Origin of the sequence: Butyricimonas sp. DFI.6.44 (genome assembly GCF_022132345.1) — a bacterium.
Taxonomy (GTDB): Bacteria; Bacteroidota; Bacteroidia; order Bacteroidales; family Marinifilaceae; genus Butyricimonas; species Butyricimonas muris.
The window spans coordinates 160,531-178,771 of record NZ_JAKNJD010000012.1; the positions used below are offsets into that span (position 1 = coordinate 160,531).

The following is an 18,241-nucleotide window of genomic DNA, read 5'->3' on the forward strand; positions in this document are numbered from 1 at the left end:
CAAATAGAAATGGTGTAAGTTTTAACTTACACCATTTCTATTTGATATTTTGTAACGAAAATTACATAAGGAAATGGTCGCTAATGGACTTGTGCTCGTAAATGTTGCGGATAGTGTCTGCAAACATCGGGGCGATAGGCAATACCTTGATTTTCGAGCATTCTTGTTTTTGCGGAATGGAATCCGTGAAGATCACTTCCGTGAGTTTTGAATTCTCGATGTTCTCGTATGCTTTGCCCGAGAGAACGGCATGAGTAGCCACGGCACGTACACTGGCTGCTCCCGCCTCAACGAGCATATCGGCAGCCTTGCAAATTGTTCCCGCAGTATCAATCATATCATCCACGATGATAATGTTTTTGCCTTCAACATCTCCGATTACTTTCATGTCGGCTACTTCGTTGGCTCTGATACGGGTTTTGTGGCAAATGATTAAGCCCGAATCGAAGTATTTTGCCCACGAATTAGCTCGCTTGGCACCACCGATGTCAGGAGAAGCTATGGCGAAATCTTTTAATCCCAACGATTTGATGTAAGGAATCAATATCGTGGAACCGTACAAGTGATCTACCGGAATATCGAAAAATCCTTGGATTTGATCGGCATGCAAGTCCATCGTCATTACACGGTCTACCCCGGCAGCTTGCAGCATATTGGCTACAAGTTTTGCCCCGATGGCAACACGCGGCTTGTCTTTCCGGTCTTGACGGGCAAACCCGAAGTAGGGAATTACCGCGATTACCTTATAGGCTGACGCTCTTTTAGCCGCGTCAATCATCAAGAGTAACTCCATGAGATTATCACTTGGCGGGAAGGTTGATTGAACGATAAACACATGTTCCCCTCTCACCGTTTCGTCGAAAGAGGTGACGAATTCTCCGTCACTGAATCTTGTAAACGTTTTTTTACCGAGCTCAAGCCCAAGAGAACTAGCGATGCTTTCCGCAATGTATCGACTGTTTTCTCCGGCGAAAACTTTAATTTCGGGCAAATTTGACATATCTAAATCATTAGTTGAAACACTTGGCAAAAATAGAAAATTAATCTTAGATAGCATGTTGAAATGTTGAAAAGTTTCGATAAATACGTTTGTCAAAACAGTTACAAGTTACAACTTAGCAAGTTGCAGGTTCTGGGTATTGAACTTATAACTTGTAAACCTGTAACTTGCAACCGGGTGAAGGAATTAAACGGCAGCGTTTTTTACGCGTACCGTTTGATTCCTTCACCCGAATATATTATATTTACACGGCGAAAGCGTGTTTATTATTTATTAATCAATATATATTCAAGTAAATGGAAGAAATCAAAAAGTACGTGGAAGAGAACAAGGAGCGTTTCCTGAACGAGTTGTTCGAGTTAATCCGGATTCCTTCAATCTCTTCATTGTCCGAGCATAAGCCGGATATGTACCGTTGTGCCGAGCAATGGACCAAGATCATGTTAGCCGCCGGGGCTGACCGGGCAGAAGTGTATGAAACAGACGGAAATCCCGTGGCGTACGGGGAAAAGATCGTAGATCCCGCTCTCCCGACCGTGTTGGTTTACGGGCACATGGACGTGATGCCGGTTGATCCGATCGACTTGTGGAACACGAAGCCTTTCGAACCCGTTATCAAGGACGGTAGGATTTGGGCTCGTGGGGCTGACGATGACAAGGGACAGGCTTTCATGCATGCCAAGGCTTTCGAGTATCTCGTGAAGTCCGGCAAGTTGAATTGCAACGTGAAATTCATGATCGAGGGAGAGGAAGAGATTGGTTCTCCTAACCTGCCGAAGTTCTGCAAAGAGCATAAAGATATGCTGAAAGCTGACGTGATTCTGGTTTCCGACACGAGTATGATTGCTCCCGATGTACCTTCTATCACGACCGGGTTGAGAGGTTTGGCGTACTGGCAGGTAGAAGTGACCGGACCGAACGCTGACTTGCATTCCGGTATTTTCGGTGGTGCGGTGGCAAACCCGATCAACGTGCTGTGCAAGATGATTGCCGAGATGCAGGACGAGAAAGGACATATCACGATACCCGGTTTTTACGACGATGTACTGGAAGTAAGTGCCGAGGAACGTGCTAAAATGGCAAAGGCTCCGTTTAATTTGGAAAATTACAAGAAATCTCTCGATATCAAAGAAGTAAAAGGCGAAGAAGGGTTTTCCACTAACGAGCGCACGGGTATTCGCCCGACGTTTGACGTTTGCGGTATCTGGGGCGGTTACACCGGAGAAGGTGCAAAAACCGTTTTGCCGTCAAAAGCTTATGCCAAGATTAGTTGCCGCTTGGTTCCGAACCAGAAGCACGAGAAAATTGCGAAATTATTCAAGGAATATTTCGAGTCTATCGCTCCCGATTACGTGAAGGTAAAAGTGGAATACCTGCATGGGGGACCTTCTTACGTGTGCCCGATTGACCTTCCGGCTTACGCGGCTGCCGAAAAAGCATACGAGGAAGTGTACGGAAAGCAACCCGTTCCGGTACGTTCCGGCGGAAGTATCCCAATCATCGCCACTTTCGAGGAAGTGTTAGGCATCAAGTCTATGCTGATGGGCTTCGGTTTAGGTTCTGACGCTATCCACTCGCCGAACGAGAACTACCCGTTGGAGCAGTTCTACAACGGAATCACGACTATCCCGTTATTCTACAAGTATTTCGGGGAGATTATGAAGAAGTAAGGCACTTTAATTTAACAAGAAAATCGCCAAATCCGTTACTTGGGTTTGGCGATTTTTTGTCTCTTATATTTAATGTATTTGTGATGTATGGTTGTTTGGTGATTCCAATAATCCAAGGTAAAAGGTCGTGAATTTCTAGGGGCTTTCAGGAATTGCGTAGTAAGGCTTGCCGATAGATTTCGTTGATTCTTGCCTTGAGATTTAATGGTTGAATAACTCGCAGGGAGCGGCTTCTAGAAAGGAGTTCCATGACAAAATCGTTCGTGACGCACAAGCGAAGGGTGATGGTGAACTCGTCGGGAGTGTCTTTTATGATTTGTTGCGAGTGGTGGAAGGGTTTCGTTTTTATGTATTGCCCGTCAAGGGCGTCAAACGATAGGGTGATGTCCTCGACGGGGAATTTCTCGTCGTTTATAATCCCGAAAGAATCCCGGAAGGAGCGATTGATGTCGATAGCGTTATTTCTCTTGAAAGTGCGTGGGGTGATATTTAAGTTCGTGATGTAGTTTAAGCTGAATGTTTTAAATATGTTCGAACCGGATTCTTTCCCGATTAGGTACCAGCGTCCCCTGCATTCTTTCACGGCGTATGGTTCTACTTCGCGGGAGGTCATTAATTGTTCCCGGAATTTGTAGTAATTGAAAGTGATAAGCCGATTTTCTTTCATCGCTTGAACGAGGGGGTAGAGGTGTTGTGTGCCGGAAGGGTGATGGTGTTCCGGGAAAACAAAGCGGGATAGCCCGTTGTCTGCGTTCAGGGAGTTTAGAATCTCGAAAGACTCCAAGAAGCGGGCGATTCCCTCTGGGTCGTTTGCCTCGTCATTGTCGGGGATGTAGTATCCTTTTCTTCGGTTGTCCCATTCTATGGCAAAACCGAGTTTGTTGCGTATTTCTTGTAAATCCCGTTTCAGGGTGCGGGTAGAGAAGGAGGTGGCTTCCGAGTCGTGTAGAACGAGTTGCCGTGACACGTGTTCGATTAATTCTTTACTGGAGATGTAAGGGTGTTCCTGTACGTCGCGGATGATGTATAAATATCGCTTGGTGTAGTCGCTTTTTGCCATAATATGTCGTGTAAAACGGTTTAAAGATAATATTTTTTTCGAGTGCGTGCCATACTCTGTCCCTGTTCCCGTTTTTCTTTGTCATAAATTAAAGTTCTTGCAACAACCCACGGACGTTGTTTATTTCGTGATAAAATTGTAAATTTGTTGCATCACGGGCATGGAGATGTCACGTGGTGGACATATTTTATATTGAAGCGTTTTGTTTGATTCTTGGTAAAGAAAGTCTGGTAAATTTTCAAGGTACAGGAACACAAACGAATGACGTTCATGCTTGCCGTATATGTATTTCATATATACCGGTTAAGCGTGGGTTGTTGTTTATTTGTACCAATGGTTTACCAGAGCCACTTTACCGGATAAGCATACAGTACCCACGCTTTTTTCGTGTATGTATTTTTCCGCATCGGGGACTGGCGGAAGGAATAAAAATGAGAAAAAAATGATGAAGTTACATGAAGCTATCGAGAAAGTCTTGAAAGACTAAAAAAACTAATAACAGCGGCAGAAATTATGTTTGAGAAGAAAGGCGAGTATATTAAGTTATCTTGTTGTTAATTGCGGGATTATGATTATTGCGATTTGTATTGTAGGTTTAGCGTTGTTGGTATTAGGTGCAGCAGCGGCTAAAAAGCCGGAGCCCATGACTCATGAGGAGATGGTAAAAAAGAATGAAGAAAGGGCTAATCGGGTAACGGGATGTGTATTTTCTATTATAGCCCTTCTAATGTTAGTAGGGATTATAATATCTTTATTCGAGTAGTAGAGAATATTTTGTAAGGAATTCATCAAATAGTAAATAACTAAAAAATGTTGTATGGCAATTACAGTTTACAATTTATTGAAAGAGGTAGGATTGAATCCTACGAATTTGAAACGAGTGAGATGGGGTGAACGATTTACTTGTCAAGAGATAGGAATTTATATCATTTCAACTTCTTGCGATGCATCAGAAGATAGAAAACTTTATTCGTTAGCTCCGATTGATGAAAAAATATTAGCTTTTTGGTTGAATAAAGTTTCCTGTTTGCAATTGGATAATAAACGTCCGAGTATACAGGAATTAAAGAAACGACTTACTGATTTTGGGTTACCAGATGAGAATATTCTTTATATTGGTCAGACTGAAAATACATTGGCTAAACGAGTAAGTCAATATTATACGACAGAATTAGGTGATGCAAAGCCTCATGCCGGAGGACATTGGATTAAAACATTAAAAATATTGCATGATTTGTGGGTGTATTATATACCTTGTTCTTCCCCGAAAGAGAAAGAAGAACAACTTTTAGCGTGTTTTGGGAAACAAGTATCAAAAGATTCATTGCAAGGTTTGCCAGATAAAAATCTTGTTCTTCCTTTTGCTAATTTAGAGTTAAGTAGAGGAAGAAGAAAAATGCATGGTATACGCAGTTCAACATTGAAGAAATAACAACAAGATGATGCAAGCATGATTACAGAATATTTTACCGGTAAGGAGATATTAGAAGAGTTAAAAAAAGAAGACAAAGAGATTGGGGCTTATTTATCTCGGGAACAGAAAAAGATTGTCCGATTTTTTTGTCATCGGACAGTCTTTCCCGTGATGACTTCCTTGGATTATCGTTCCAAGGGAGGTAATCAGTATATAGTCTTTTTGGAGTGTAAAGAGAGGCGATGGAGGAATGATTTTGGCCATTTGCTTTATCATGCTGTTTGTATTTATAATAATGGTGGTGCTTGTGCGGCTATTTTGAATACGGATTTTGACGAAGTGAACGGACAAGCTGGTTTGGATATTTTTTCGGCTCACGTGTTTTCACGTTACCGGAAACGTCTTTTGAAAGACGATAATATCTCGAATAAAGAGTTGATAAGAAGTTTCTTTATGCGCAATATCGGTGTTGCGTGGAAAGAGGGGATAGCCGAAAATCACATGGAAGGAAGTACCCAAGATGGAGTGCTGTTCGCTATACAACAAGAGAATGTTTGTATGATTAAAACCTTCGTGACATTTGATATGTTATTCGAGAGTCAAAAAGAATTGAAAGAAGAGTTGCAAGAAAATTATCTTGATATGAAGAACACGATGACAGATAGTTTGCTGCAAGAACTAGAAATAACAGCTCCGGATGCGTTGGAAAAATATATCGAGCGCTTAAAACGGACGGTAAAATGAATATCACGTTATGGGAACAGTCGAAGTTATGGTTATTTTGTAAATGAAGTTTTTGTACTAATCTGTATATATTGTTTGTTTCATGATAAAATTATAAGTTTGTATGTCATAGAATTTACTTGTTGTTAAAATGTTGCGTGAACAATAAAAATTTGATGTGTTTAATTATTAAATAAAAATTGTATGGGGAGCAAGCTACATAATCGCATAAAAACTTGGAAAAAACTTTTGTTAGATTTTGGTAAAAGAAATAGGCTTATAAATTTCAAAGATGGTAAGCGCTCTAATGTTGAGATTGTGATGCCTTCGTACAAGCCCCTATACGACTTGATTGCTGTGCATGAAAAGGAGGTAATTTTTCCATATGCAGGTAAAGTTCGTGTCAATGAAAATGGAGAAGAAGTGTACAATGCTGTAATAGAAGGTAATGTAGAAACGACAAAAACAGTAGGTGAATTACAAAAAACACTTAAAATGTTGAGATATAGAGCTAATACTTCTATTGAAGAACAGGGAATTAATACTTTATACCTTGCTTTTGGTTTGTTAAAATGGACAGAGAGAGAAGATTCTTCCCAAACTTTTGCATCACCGTTGATACTTGTTCCTGTAAAACTTACGATTGATTCATTGACATCTCCCTATAAATTGCTTTTGCATGAAGATGAAATTGTCGTGAATCCGACATTAACATACAAGTTAGATAATGATTTTTCGATTAAAATTCCCGGATTTGATAATACCCAAGATGATATAGAGAGCTATTTCGAGCACGTGGAGAAAATGATAGCAAAGAGGGGATGGTCTGTTGATTGTTGTGTAAACTTAACAAACTTGTCATTTCTTAAGATAAATATGTATAAGGATCTTGAGAACAACAAAGAGAAGTTGCAAGCCAATCCGATAATTTCAGCGATAGCGGGGGAGCATGAGCCTATTAGTTTTCCTGCAGAATTGAATAATTATGACCATGATACGAATACACGCCCTATAGATACTTTTCAAGTTGTGGATGCAGATTCTAGTCAGCAAGATGCGATTTTACTATCAAAGGCTGGGAAAAGTTTTGTGTTGCAAGGTCCCCCGGGAACAGGTAAAAGTCAAACTATTACTAATATTATTTCAGAAGCATTGGCTGATGGGAAAAAAGTATTGTTTGTATCTGAAAAAATGGCAGCATTGCAAGTCGTGTATAAGCGACTTGCAAATGTTGGATTAGCGGATTTTTGTTTTACTCTTCATAGTCATAAAGTTAGTAAAAAAGAAATACTTAATGAACTTGCGAACGCTATAGCAATAGACCGAAAGAGAGTGCGTGAAGAAGCATTAGTGCGATTGGATATGCTTGAACGCAAACGTTCTATACTTAATGATTATCAAAAAGAATTACATACACCTTGTTCAGCTTTGAACAATACGATATTCAATATTAATGGTAGGTTGGCTAAGTTAGATGATGTTCCAGAATACATTTTTGAGATAACGGATGTAGAGAATACCACAGAATTACAATTGGGTGAAAAAATATATTTACTTTCAGAATTGGCAAAAACTATTGATAACAATAATGTATGGAAAGATGCCACGATACCTTATTTATCCAATGAATTGCGACATGATATAGATGCTAAGATTAATTCTATTGTGGCAATTCTGCCTGATATTGAAAAAGATTTGCTAGTTTGTAGTCAAGAGTTAGGAATTTCTATCACACCGTCTTTATCTGGGTTAGATTTTGCAATGGAATTGCTTAGAATTGCGGCAAAATCACCTCTGACATTGAAAAAATGGGTGTATCAGGATGATTTTGAAGAATTGGAAAGTAAACTCGCAGAACATAGGGAATTGTGTGAGTCATATGTTGTTCAAAAAACAACTATCTTAAAAGAATTTGATAGAGAAATTCTTGGGCTGGATTACTATCCTATTTTGCAAAGATTTCGAAGTGACTATAACACTTTTATGAGAAAACTGAAAAGTGGATATCGTAAAGATATTCAACTGCTTAATCGTTTTTCAAGTACGGGTGCGAAACTTGATTACAATGAAGCCATAGAATTGTTGAATAATATCAAATCGTATCATGAAAAACTTGATTGCGTGTTAAGTCAAGAGGGTATAATGAAAACTTTGTATGAGGGATATTATTGTGATGAAAATACAGACTGGGGTGAGATAAATGATTCTGTTGAATTCGCAAAAGAGTTAAGAGGCTTTATAAGTAGGTTTTCTATGCCGGAAATTCTTGTTGAGAAAATTTGTGGAGATAATTCAACTATTGCATATTGTAAGAATAGTTTATTGTCATTGACTGCTCTTTATGATTCTATTCATTCACAATTAGAATGGTTTTTTTCCTTGTTTGATAATGTGGAGTCATTCAAGGACTGTGGAATTGGTGAGTTGACAACTCGATTGTCTGAATGTAAAGATAAAAAACATCTTTTAGAAAAATGGGTTGATTATAGAGCTAATAAAGAAAAATGTAATGCTGCAGGATTAACGTCATACTTACAACAAATAGAGGAGAATGTAATAGATGCGAATCTTATTGTAAATGTTTATTTGAAACGTTTTTATAGATTGTGGCTCGATTCTGTTTTGTTGAAATTTCCTGCAGTACAGAATTTTCGAGGAAGAATTCAAGAACAAGTGATTGGAGAGTTTTGTCAATTAGATAAAGAACAATTTGTGATTGCTCAGGCAAGGGTACGGGAGCGTGTTGTTGCACGGATGCCGGATTTTAACACTATTACTTCGACGAGAGATGAAATAGGAATATTGAAACGAGAATTGAATAAGAGGCGAAGGTTAATGCCGCTTCGTAAATTGTTTATGGCTATTCCTAATCTTGTAACGGCATTAAAACCTTGTTTTATGATGTCACCATTATCGGTTAGTGTGTTCCTTGAAGCAAAGAGTTATGATTTTGATTTGGTGATTTTTGATGAGGCTTCACAAGTTCATACAGAGGATGCTATAGGGGCTATAATGAGAGGTAAGCAGGTTATAATAGTTGGAGATGCAAAGCAACTTCCACCGACAAATTTCTTTGCGGTGTCTTTGAATGATGAGGAATACGATATTGATACTAATGATGAAGAACAGGATAATGATGCTGGTGCATTTGATTCAATCCTTGATGAAGCTTTAGCCGTGTTGCCTGAGAGAAGTTTGCGTTGGCACTATCGTAGTCGTCATGAGCACCTTATTGCATTCTCAAATGCCAAGATTTATAATCATAGTTTAATTACGTTTCCGTCAATAATAGATAAAAGTCCCAACTTTGGCGTTGAATATATTTATGTTGCGGATGGAGTGTATGATAGAGGGGGTAAAAAAAATAACCTTGCGGAAGCTAAGCGTGTTGCCGATTTAGTGTTCGAACATTTTCAAAATTTTCCAGAAAGGTCATTAGGTGTTGTAACTTTTAGTGAGGCGCAACAAGCCGCAGTGGATATGGCAATAAGGCAGAAACGTCATGAAAATGATGCATTCGAGAGTTTCTTTGTTGAAGATAAAGAGGAAGCTTTTTTTATCAAGAATTTGGAAAATGTACAAGGGGATGAACGCGACACAATTATTTTTAGTATTGGCTATGCAAAAGACAATAGAGGTATAATGTATATGAATTTTGGACCGCTTAGTAGAGATGGTGGTTATCGTCGTTTGAATGTAGCAATTACTCGAGCTAAGTATAATGTTAAATTGGTCGGTTCTATTATGCCCATTGATATAGATGTAGCTAAGGTTGAGTCAGAGGGAGTCAAGATGTTGCGTTCTTATATAGAGTTTGCTCAGCAAGGTGTTGTTGCTTTACAAAAAGAATTATCTTATAGTGATTTACCTGTATTTGACTCTCCTTTTGAAGAATCAGTATATGATTTTTTAACTTCAAAAAAATATGAAATTGTTACACAAGTAGGATGTTCTGGTTTTAGGATAGATATGGCAATAAAAAATCCTCAGCGTAGAGGTGAATTTGCAATTGGTATAGAGTGTGATGGTGCAACCTACCATAGTTCAAGAACTGCTCGTGAAAGAGATAGGTTACGTCAAACCATATTGGAAGATATGGGTTGGGTAATTTATCGAATATGGTCTACTGATTGGATAAAAAATCCAGAAATCGAGAAAGAAAAATTGATTCAAGTAGTTGAGAAAGCTTTATGCAAAATTAATATCGATAAGTTAAGCGATAGTAATGTGTTGGAAGCGGTTTCGTGTTTGGATGTAGAAGAGGAGGTCGAAGAAAAGGAGATGGTTAATAGCGATAGTAAAGGTTTTTCCAACTATGTATATGCAGATATAAATGTGTTAGAAGAATTGCCAGTTACACGTGCAATAAAAAGAGTAGTGGAAATAGAACAACCGATACATCTTGAGGAGTTATGTCGTAGAGTTGCACCATTATACGGGAGGCAAAAAGTTACTTCTAGTGTCGTCGATGAGGTTACATATCAAATAAAGAAGCAATTGACTAATGATGTACAAATAGGTAAAGATTTATTTGTGACAATTAGGAATTTTAATACGCCTGTCGCTAGAAAAACTTTGGATGCTCCTCGTAAAATTGAATATATATCACAAAGTGAACTTGTTGAAGCCTTGCGAATTGTAATTGGACATAGTTTTGGTATAACTCCCAATGATTTATTTTTAGTTACTGCAAGGAATTTAGGATATAAGCGTACATCTGTTAATATCATATCTAGTATCGAAAAGGCATACAAGACTATGTTAAGAAAAGGTATGGTAAAAGAGATTGAAGGTAAGGTTTCTTTAATAAATGATTAAAATTAAGAGAATTCCTGTTATTTAGTAGTAATTTTGAGTTATTAAAGAAGTTGTGTGTGTTATTCTGTAAGGATTCCTGCCGAATTCGGCTTGCGAACGTTGAATAAAGCCGACTTATAGTCGAGTCAAAGTTGAGTTAAAGCCGATAGGTATCGGGTTTGTGCGTGGTGGGAAACGAGAATAAACTTCGTGTGTTGGAGGAATGCGAGAGGATTTCAACCTTAAAAGGGGTAAAATATGTCTTTTGCTAGAATGGTATTTGCTCGGGTATATTACGCGGGTGGGTTAAAATTGGCGGGAATCCATGGTTTGGAATACATGGAAGCGGGTTTTCTTGCCGCCACCCTCGATGGTGATTTGGTCCGTGTTGCGGGAGCCGTTGCGGGTGGTGAGTTGCAGGGAGATGTTGTTTGTTCCGGCGTCGAGGGGGACACGCGTGTAAGAAATGGAATAGGGGAGAGTCTGCCAGTTGCGGGTATCCGCTTTTTCTGTCAGGGAGTTGGCGATGCCGACGGCGAATCCGAGCCATTCGTTTTGCTTTCGAGCCGTGTATTCAAGTCCCTTTTTTGCTGCGACACGCAAGAGTGACGTGGAAAATTCGCGTACCATACGGTCACGTAAGGTTTTGAATGCAATCTCGTTGATGTTTTCGGCAATTTCCAAGGGATAGGTTTTGGCATCAAGCACGAGAGAGCCTTTGGCGTACAAGGGCGGGCGTTCCATGTATTTGGGGAAGGCGACTCTTAGCATTTGCAGGTCGGCAATGCTTTGGCGGTCGGAATCCGAGTAGCGGGAGTCGAAAAAGAAAGGGAAGGCGAATCCGAATTCGTCGTTGTGGAACACGATAGCCCCGTCGCCTCTTTTCTGTTTGGCGAAATTGATACTCCACTCCGCTTTTACGGGTCCCATCCCGTTCAGCCAGAAAAAGACGAGTTGCCCGTTCGCGGGGGCAGGGGTATGTTTGTAAGTGGTGTTGAACTCTTTCTCGTATTGCTTCAATTCTGCCGTGAAGCCGCAATTGTACGCGGTGCGCATCAAGTCTTGTTTTAATTGTTCCGGGGCTTGTACGCTGAAGTTCTTTACGTAGTCGGATTGATATACCTCGTAAGCGTTACGGTAGGCGATGAAAGCGTTGTTGGCGTCGCCCGATGCATCGTAAATCAATCCCATGAGCAAGTGGGCGAAAGCGTCCCGCTGATAACGGTTCTTGTGGTCGGGATACTTGTCGTTCAGTTGATTGAGTTTGATGTTTATTTTCCGGACTTCTACCAGCGCACCTTCCATGTCATTCAGGTCAAGATAATTCAATGCCTTGTAGAAATTAATCATGATTACCTCGAAGTCTTCCGGTTGGTAGGGACGCGTTTCGGGATTCGTTACCAAGGCTGCCGCTTCTGCCCCGAGATTGCGGTGTTGCTCGTCAATCAAGTTTTCGGCGGTTTCAAAGTACTTGTTACTATTCTCGGGTTGCCCGAGCATGAACTCCACGTATCCCTTGTTCAAGTAATAAAGAATCCGGTTTTTCCCGGTGGCTTGTTTTTTATCTTTATCCAGTAGCTTGTTTGCCTTTTCGAAGTTGCCGGCAGTCACTGCCGATTGGAATTCAGCCGTGCGTTGGTACCACGTGGCACACCCGGAAAAGAGGAAGAGGATGATAATGAGTCCGTAAAGTCTATAAAGTCCATAAGGTCTATAAGGTCGGGAATTTCCACGAGAAATTCCTTGCTCTTTTTTATTAGGTAGATGATGATTGTTAATCATGTTTTTCTTCGACTTTATGGACCTTATGGACTTTATGACCTTATGAACTAAAATACTCTATCCGTGATATGTTTCTTTATCTTCTTGTCGCCCATCCATACCACTTCATTGGTTTCGATGTTGGTGAGTTGCAAGTCGATTTGATAGGTTACCACTTTTTGCTTTTTGTACGAGTCCACGATGCTGTTGATGGTGCCTTGCAGGATAAAATCGGCGCCCAGTTCTTTACCCCATTTCTTGGTGGTTTCGGGGGAGGCGTAGTCTTGTTGTTCGGCACGTTCTTTTCGTAGCTCGTTTCGTTTCTCTCCTGCCACGACCAGACGGATGTTGCCGTCACGAATAATGGCTTTCTCGACATCCTTGATGAAGGTTTCCGAGTTGATGTGTTCGTGGCTCTTGTTTTCGACTAATCCGACCACGACTACCGGGCGTTTGTCATTTGCTTTCAAGTAGCGGGGTATCCATGCGGATGTCAGTAGGTCGCCAATCATCTCGTCTGACACCATGCGGGAGTCGCTATCGTTCCAACGTCCGCTGAGGTCTATTGTTTCGCTTGGGTCTACCCGGGCTATTTTCCGGCTACCGCATCCGTTTAATATCGCTATGGTTAACACGACAAGTGTTCCGATAAATACTTTTCTCATATTCTTTTGATTTTAGGTTTATATTCAAATTCCACGATCTATATCAAATGTTATTACAATTATTTGACCAAATATACGTGTTAGATGGCGTTTTGGATGTTAATTACATTTAAAATTGATAGGGACGGGCAATTATTATTCCGGAATGAGAGCGAATGCCTTGCAAGTATTCGGAGAGGGGTACTTCTGAAATGACCACTTTCTTGGCGGAAAGTGACGCGTGGAGCAGGTAAATCTGCCCGTTTTGTTCTATGGCTATTCCCACGTGGGCGGTGTCGAGCCCTTTCTTGTCTGTCGTGATGAGCAGGATATCCCCCGGTTGGATTTGTTCGGTCGCGGCGGATACCTTGTCCTTGGGGATATAATGGTATTTCCGGAGGTTTATATTGTTCTCTATCCGGAGCATTTTTCCCGCGAGAAGGGAATCTTGTTTGAGGGCGGGATATTTCTGCCAGTTTCGGGAAATGAAACCCACTTTGTTGGGGAAGGGGATGCCTCCGTTTTCCAAGGTGACGTCTTTTACAATGCTGTCCAGACTCATCTCGTACAACCAATCGGTGGAGTAATGAAGCCGGGCAGTGTAGTCGGTGATTTTACCGTCCCGGTAGCGAATCTTTTGTAAATTCTTCAAGTAGTCCTCTGTCTGTCGAGGGGTATATTCTTTTAGTAGAGCCAAGGCAAGCACGTTATCCGTGAATGTCACACAGTCGAATTCCCGCAGGTTCACGACGAGTTGTTCTTTCGGGTTGATTTCGAGGCTGCCGCCTTTGTAGGGGGTATTGATAAAGAATTGACCGATAGCAACGATTCGTTCGTTCACGGGAAGCCGATGTAATTCTTTTCCCGAGGCATACTCGAAAAACCGGGAGAGGATTGCTTTATCTTCTTCCGATACGGGAGATTGTGCTTTACATCCCGAGATGACAGGGAAAAGGGCGACGAGTAGCAAAAGAATCGTTTTTTTCATATAAAGCGTTTTGGGTGAAAAAAAATGAGGAGCCGCGTGAACGGCATCCTCATCTCTCTTGTGTTGTGTTTATATATTATTTGCCTGCGGCCGAAAATTGTTCAAGGAAGCGGATGTCGTTCTCGAAGAAAAGACGTATGTCTTTGATGCCGTATTTCAACATCGTGATACGTTCGATTCCCATTCCCAACGCAAATCCGGTATATTTTTCTTTGTCGATACCGTTTAGTTCGAGTACGTTGGGGTCAACCATTCCACAACCTAAGATTTCTAACCAACCCGTGCCTTTGCATACGTTACAGCCTTTCCCGTGGCACAATGTACAGGATACGTCCATTTCTGCCGACGGTTCGGTGAACGGGAAGAACGAGGGACGCAGACGGATTCGTGTGTCCGCACCGAACAGTTCTTTTGCAAAGTAGGTGAGGGTTTGCTTCAAGTCGGCGAAAGAAACGTTTTCGTCGATATAAAGTGCCTCAATCTGGTGGAAAATACAGTGTGCCCGCGCCGAAATCGCCTCGTTGCGGAACACCCGTCCCGGGGTAACCAAACGAATGGGCGGTTGATGTGCTTCCATGTCGCGTACCTGCACGGATGAGGTATGCGTGTGAAGCACGATATCGGGATTTTTCTGGATGAAGAACGTGTCTTGCATGTCGCGTGCCGGATGTTCTTCCGGGAAGTTCAATGCGGAGAAATTATGCCAGTCGTCTTCTATTTCGGGTCCCTCGGACACGGTAAAACCAAGTCTGCTGAAGATGGCTAGAATTTCGTTTTTAACGATAGACAGAGGATGACGAGTTCCGAGTTTCATGGGATTGCCCGGCATGGTTAAATCCATCCCGCTGAGTCCCTCTTCGGCGTTACTCAACAATTCTTTCAGTTCGTTTACTTTCGCTAAAGCCGTATTCTTCAACACGTTCAACTCCTGTCCGACAGCCTTTTTCTGGTCCACGGGAACGCTTTTGAAATCGTCAAAAAGAGCGGCGATAGAACCTTTCTTGCTTAAATGCTTGATTCTAAATTGCTCTACTTCTTCCAAGCTACCGGCTTGGAAGTTTGCTATTTCATCACGGAGTTGTTTAATCTTATCTAACATCTTCTCAAAAATTTGAAATCCTTGGTTTGCAAATGTAATAAAAAAGTCTGATACATTTCAATTATTCGAGAACTTCAATTTTTATCTCGAATATTTTTACAGAAACGGGCTACAAGTTTATCCATTATTTTTTTTGCCGTGGGATATAATAAACATCCCGTAATTCCGCCGAGTACATCGGCGAGCAAATCCCACCAGTCGCCCCCTCGATGGAAATATTTGTATTGAAGTATCTCTATTAAGCCGCCATACGCGAAACTGAACCCGATGGCAATCAAGTAGCAGGCACGTGAGGATAGTTTATGGCGTAAGGCATCGCATAGGAAGACGGACATGATGAAGAACATGCCGAAATGGACGACCTTATCCAAATGCGGGATATTCAATTTGGGGTCCGGTATGGAACTCGAGGGAATGGCGCATAAGAAAAAGATAACGCCTGCCCATAGAAGATTACACCATAATAATACGTGTTTGTGTGCTATCATTATTCAATTATTTTTACTCGAATTATTCTCACGTCTTTTAACGGGCGGTTCTTTTTATCTGTTTGTAAAGCGGCGATTTTGTCAAGAATGTCAAAACCTTCAATCAATTCCCCGAACACCGTGTATTCGCCGTCCAGACTGTGTGCGCCGCCCTCTGTCGTGTATGCTTGTTTTTTAGCCTCGTCCATGAAGAGTTTTTCAGTGTTGTTTTCCCAGTCACGGGCGATGTCCGCCTTGATTTTGTTGGCTATTTTCCGGAATTCCGGTACGTTCTTCTGTGCTTTTAAAGAATCCAGAATCGCTTTTTTCTCCGGGGTATAGTATTTATTCTGGATAGCCCTCTTGATGGGCACGTTTACCGATTTCTCGATATGCTCCAGTTCTTCCGGCGGGTATTTTCTCCCGACGGTGAAATAGAATTGCGAGATATCCGATTTCTTGAGCGGGTTTGTTTCGTCCGGTTGCCGGGGAGCAGCCAAAGCTCCTTTTTTATGGTAGTGGTGCGGTTTGATTTCGGCATCAATCGTGATTTCTCTACCATATCCCAGTTCCTGACCGGCAACCGCGTTACGGCTGTCCGCGGAACCGCCTTGTATGATGAAGTCTTTGATTACCCGGTAAAATAGCGTCCCGTCATACTGACCGGATTTCGCTAATTCAATAAAGTTATCCCGGTGAATCGGGGTGTCGTTGTATAATTTTGCCTTGAGATTGCCCATGCTGGTTTCTATCAACACGATACGCTCTTTTTCCTGTCCCGTGGATGGAAGCGTGAAAAGGGCAAGCGTGAACGAGAGTATCAGAAGTTTATACATACTATATATCATTTACGATTTGACAATTTTATTCACGAGGTATCGTACCGGGAAATGCGAGGCGATGTACCCGATGGCAATGACCGTGAGCATGATAATCAATATATCCGAGGCAACGACTTTCACGGGGTAAGCGTTGATGATGTAACTGCCGTTACCGAGGGTAATGAAACCGTAATATTCTTGCAGCAGGCAAAGTCCGGTTCCGATGATAAGTCCGGCGAAAGCCCCGACTCCCGTGATTAGGTTCCCCTCCAGTTTAAAGATTGAAACGAGTTTCTTTTTTGTCATTCCCAGGGCTTGATAGACGCCAATATCTTCTTTCTTGTCTATAATCAACATTGAAACGGAGCCCACGATATTGAATGAGGCAATCAGTAGGATAAACAACAAGATTAGGAATACCGCGAGTTTCTCGGATTTCATCATGGCATAAAACGAACGGTTGAGGTCATACTTGTCGAGTACCTTGTATTTTGTTCCCACTTTCGTCGCGAGTGATGTTTTAAAAGACGCGAGGTTGTCAGGATTTTTCACTTTAATCTCTATTTTGGATATTTCACCCGGAACCCCGAATAATTTTCTCGCGGTTTCTATTCCGGTAATCACGTATTTCCCGTCGATATCCTGTTGCGCGGAGAATATTCCAATCGGGTATATCCTTTGACTGTTCAATGCAGACATGGATGCCGACGATGCGGTTTTGTCCGGGTAATAGAATGTTACCGGTGATTGCATGCCAAGGCGGGTTCGCAAGGCGGCGGCAATACCGTACCCGAGTACCACGGTCGGTTTGTCTTCTTCTTCAAGACTGAATTTCCCGCTAATGATGGTGGGGGCAATTCCCGCGTGGAGGGCGTAATCTTCCTCGACTCCTTTCACTATCACGGGGACAAGTTTATCACCGAATTTTACCAGTGAATTTTCTTCCACGACGGCATCGAAAGACGCGATGCCGGGCATGTTTTCCAACTGTTCCAGCAGCAGGGAGTCGGTGGCGACGAATTTTCCTTGCGCGGGAGAAACCGTCAGGTCGGGAGTGAAGCTGTCTGTTACTGTGGTGAGTAACGTGTCGATGCCATTGAACACGGAAAGTACGACAATCAACGCGGTCGTGCCTATCATAACTCCTACCATACTGATGATAGAAATAATGTTTATGGCGTTCTGTTTCTTTTTCGAGAACAGGTACCTCCGGGCAATGAATATCGACAGTTTCATCGTGGACGGTTTTCTATTGCTTCAATAGATTGTCTATTTTATCTATATAGTCCAAGCTGTCATCCACGAAGAAACGTAATTCCGGGATGATACGCGTTTGCTTTCCGATTTTTTTCCCGAGGATAAAACGGATGTTTTTATTTTTCTCGTCCAGAATACCTAATACTTTCTCCGCGAGTTCGGACGGGAAAATACTCAAGTAGACCCGGGCATACGACATGTCAGGGCTAACTCGCACGGCAGTAACGGATAACATTGCACCTCCGGTGTATTCTTTACACTCTTTCTGAAACATTTCGCTTAAATCTCGTTGTATCAAACGCCCTACTTTATTTTGTCTTATAGTATCCATATCAAGAAAAAAATTGTTTGCTAAAAAAATTTCCACAAATATAGTGATTATAATTGATACTTTTATTATCTTTGCCCTCGCAAAACGGAAACGAGATGTAGCGCAGTTGGTAGCGCGCCACGTTCGGGACGTGGAGGCCGCTGGTTCAAGTCCAGTCATCTCGACCAAATAGGAAAGAACGCTTGTGAAGGCGTTCTTTCTGTTTTTTA

The 18,241-nt window shown here is 41.6% G+C and carries 15 protein-coding genes and 1 tRNA gene; 6 read left to right on the forward strand and 10 right to left on the reverse strand.

Annotated features, from left to right (window positions below; genetic code table 11):
- Positions 1-61: 61 nt before the first annotated feature.
- Positions 62-1,000, reverse strand: coding sequence for a ribose-phosphate pyrophosphokinase (locus L0M98_RS16940; RefSeq protein ID WP_099291269.1), 939 nt, complete (start codon positions 998-1,000; stop codon positions 62-64).
- 296 nt (positions 1,001-1,296) lie between these two features.
- Here L0M98_RS16940 and L0M98_RS16945 point away from each other — a divergent pair, with 296 nt between their 5' ends.
- A complete protein-coding gene (locus L0M98_RS16945) occupies positions 1,297-2,670 on the forward strand; it encodes a dipeptidase (RefSeq protein WP_227217007.1) in 1,374 nt (457 codons plus the stop codon).
- A 145-nt stretch (positions 2,671-2,815) separates the two neighbouring features.
- Here the strand turns inward: L0M98_RS16945 and L0M98_RS16950 are convergent, their stop codons facing one another.
- Positions 2,816-3,730, reverse strand: a complete 915-nt coding sequence (locus tag L0M98_RS16950) for a helix-turn-helix transcriptional regulator (protein WP_227217008.1) — start codon at positions 3,728-3,730, stop codon at positions 2,816-2,818.
- A 568-nt stretch (positions 3,731-4,298) separates the two neighbouring features.
- Between L0M98_RS16950 and L0M98_RS16955 the strand changes: the two genes are divergently transcribed.
- From L0M98_RS16955 to L0M98_RS16970, 4 genes are all read left to right on the forward strand, one after another.
- Positions 4,299-4,493: a hypothetical protein gene (locus tag L0M98_RS16955; RefSeq protein WP_186974833.1), complete on the forward strand. Its 195-nt coding sequence runs from the start codon at positions 4,299-4,301 to the stop codon at positions 4,491-4,493.
- Positions 4,494-4,547: 54 nt separating this feature from the next.
- On the forward strand, positions 4,548-5,162 hold the full coding sequence (locus L0M98_RS16960) for a hypothetical protein (RefSeq protein WP_186974832.1): 615 nt from the start codon (positions 4,548-4,550) through the stop codon (positions 5,160-5,162).
- 18 nt (positions 5,163-5,180) lie between these two features.
- The gene (locus L0M98_RS16965; RefSeq protein WP_186974831.1) at positions 5,181-5,888 is read left to right on the forward strand and encodes a hypothetical protein; all 708 of its coding nucleotides are present in this window, start codon (positions 5,181-5,183) and stop codon (positions 5,886-5,888) included.
- A gap of 183 nt (positions 5,889-6,071) precedes the next feature.
- Positions 6,072-10,685 (forward strand): DUF3320 domain-containing protein, encoded by a 4,614-nt coding sequence (locus L0M98_RS16970; protein WP_227217009.1) that lies wholly within the window; start codon positions 6,072-6,074, stop codon positions 10,683-10,685.
- A 285-nt stretch (positions 10,686-10,970) separates the two neighbouring features.
- On the opposite strand, the gene L0M98_RS16975 is transcribed toward L0M98_RS16970, so the two are convergent.
- The 8 genes from L0M98_RS16975 to rbfA all read right to left on the reverse strand — a co-directional run bounded on the left by L0M98_RS16975 (position 10,971) and on the right by rbfA (position 18,032).
- Complete coding sequence (locus L0M98_RS16975) at positions 10,971-12,446, reverse strand: COG3014 family protein (protein ID WP_227217010.1); 1,476 nt, start codon at positions 12,444-12,446, stop codon at positions 10,971-10,973.
- A 47-nt stretch (positions 12,447-12,493) separates the two neighbouring features.
- Positions 12,494-13,090, reverse strand: a complete 597-nt coding sequence (locus L0M98_RS16980) for a penicillin-binding protein activator LpoB (protein WP_099291259.1) — start codon at positions 13,088-13,090, stop codon at positions 12,494-12,496.
- Between the two features lie 109 nt (positions 13,091-13,199).
- Positions 13,200-14,057, reverse strand: a complete 858-nt coding sequence (locus L0M98_RS16985) for an N-acetylmuramoyl-L-alanine amidase-like domain-containing protein (protein ID WP_227217011.1) — start codon at positions 14,055-14,057, stop codon at positions 13,200-13,202.
- Between the two features lie 76 nt (positions 14,058-14,133).
- Positions 14,134-15,156, reverse strand: a complete 1,023-nt coding sequence (gene pheS, locus L0M98_RS16990) for a phenylalanine--tRNA ligase subunit alpha (RefSeq protein ID WP_227217012.1) — start codon at positions 15,154-15,156, stop codon at positions 14,134-14,136.
- Positions 15,157-15,230: 74 nt separating this feature from the next.
- Positions 15,231-15,644, reverse strand: coding sequence for a VanZ family protein (locus tag L0M98_RS16995; RefSeq protein ID WP_227217013.1), 414 nt, complete (start codon positions 15,642-15,644; stop codon positions 15,231-15,233).
- Positions 15,644-16,459, reverse strand: coding sequence for a peptidylprolyl isomerase (locus tag L0M98_RS17000; RefSeq protein WP_186974825.1), 816 nt, complete (start codon positions 16,457-16,459; stop codon positions 15,644-15,646). Before L0M98_RS17000 ends, L0M98_RS16995 begins: the two co-directional genes overlap by 1 nt.
- A 12-nt stretch (positions 16,460-16,471) precedes the next feature.
- Positions 16,472-17,680, reverse strand: a complete 1,209-nt coding sequence (locus L0M98_RS17005; protein WP_227217014.1) for an ABC transporter permease — start codon at positions 17,678-17,680, stop codon at positions 16,472-16,474.
- 13 nt (positions 17,681-17,693) lie between these two features.
- Complete coding sequence (gene rbfA / locus L0M98_RS17010; RefSeq protein WP_099291857.1) at positions 17,694-18,032, reverse strand: 30S ribosome-binding factor RbfA; 339 nt, start codon at positions 18,030-18,032, stop codon at positions 17,694-17,696.
- A gap of 91 nt (positions 18,033-18,123) precedes the next feature.
- Here rbfA and L0M98_RS17015 point away from each other — a divergent pair.
- Positions 18,124-18,199: transfer RNA gene (locus tag L0M98_RS17015), tRNA-Pro, on the forward strand.
- Positions 18,200-18,241: the final 42 nt, after the last annotated feature.

What these genes read in the sequence shown, in the direction of transcription:
- L0M98_RS16960 (WP_186974832.1), top strand. Translation starts at nt 4,548, where the DNA reads ATGGCAATTACAGTTTACAATTTATTGAAAGAGGTAGGATTGAATCCT.
- L0M98_RS16950 (WP_227217008.1), bottom strand. Translation starts at nt 3,730, where the DNA reads ATGGCAAAAAGCGACTACACCAAGCGATATTTATACATCATCCGCGAC.
- L0M98_RS16970 (WP_227217009.1), top strand. Translation starts at nt 6,072, where the DNA reads ATGGGGAGCAAGCTACATAATCGCATAAAAACTTGGAAAAAACTTTTG.
- rbfA (WP_099291857.1), bottom strand. Translation starts at nt 18,032, where the DNA reads ATGGATACTATAAGACAAAATAAAGTAGGGCGTTTGATACAACGAGAT.
- pheS (WP_227217012.1), bottom strand. Translation starts at nt 15,156, where the DNA reads ATGTTAGATAAGATTAAACAACTCCGTGATGAAATAGCAAACTTCCAA.
- L0M98_RS17005 (WP_227217014.1), bottom strand. Translation starts at nt 17,680, where the DNA reads ATGAAACTGTCGATATTCATTGCCCGGAGGTACCTGTTCTCGAAAAAG.
- L0M98_RS16965 (WP_186974831.1), top strand. Translation starts at nt 5,181, where the DNA reads ATGATTACAGAATATTTTACCGGTAAGGAGATATTAGAAGAGTTAAAA.
- L0M98_RS16945 (WP_227217007.1), top strand. Translation starts at nt 1,297, where the DNA reads ATGGAAGAAATCAAAAAGTACGTGGAAGAGAACAAGGAGCGTTTCCTG.
- L0M98_RS16985 (WP_227217011.1), bottom strand. Translation starts at nt 14,057, where the DNA reads ATGAAAAAAACGATTCTTTTGCTACTCGTCGCCCTTTTCCCTGTCATC.
- L0M98_RS16975 (WP_227217010.1), bottom strand. Translation starts at nt 12,446, where the DNA reads ATGATTAACAATCATCATCTACCTAATAAAAAAGAGCAAGGAATTTCT.
- L0M98_RS16980 (WP_099291259.1), bottom strand. Translation starts at nt 13,090, where the DNA reads ATGAGAAAAGTATTTATCGGAACACTTGTCGTGTTAACCATAGCGATA.
- L0M98_RS16995 (WP_227217013.1), bottom strand. Translation starts at nt 15,644, where the DNA reads ATGATAGCACACAAACACGTATTATTATGGTGTAATCTTCTATGGGCA.
- L0M98_RS16940 (WP_099291269.1), bottom strand. Translation starts at nt 1,000, where the DNA reads ATGTCAAATTTGCCCGAAATTAAAGTTTTCGCCGGAGAAAACAGTCGA.
- L0M98_RS16955 (WP_186974833.1), top strand. Translation starts at nt 4,299, where the DNA reads ATGATTATTGCGATTTGTATTGTAGGTTTAGCGTTGTTGGTATTAGGT.
- L0M98_RS17000 (WP_186974825.1), bottom strand. Translation starts at nt 16,459, where the DNA reads ATGTATAAACTTCTGATACTCTCGTTCACGCTTGCCCTTTTCACGCTT.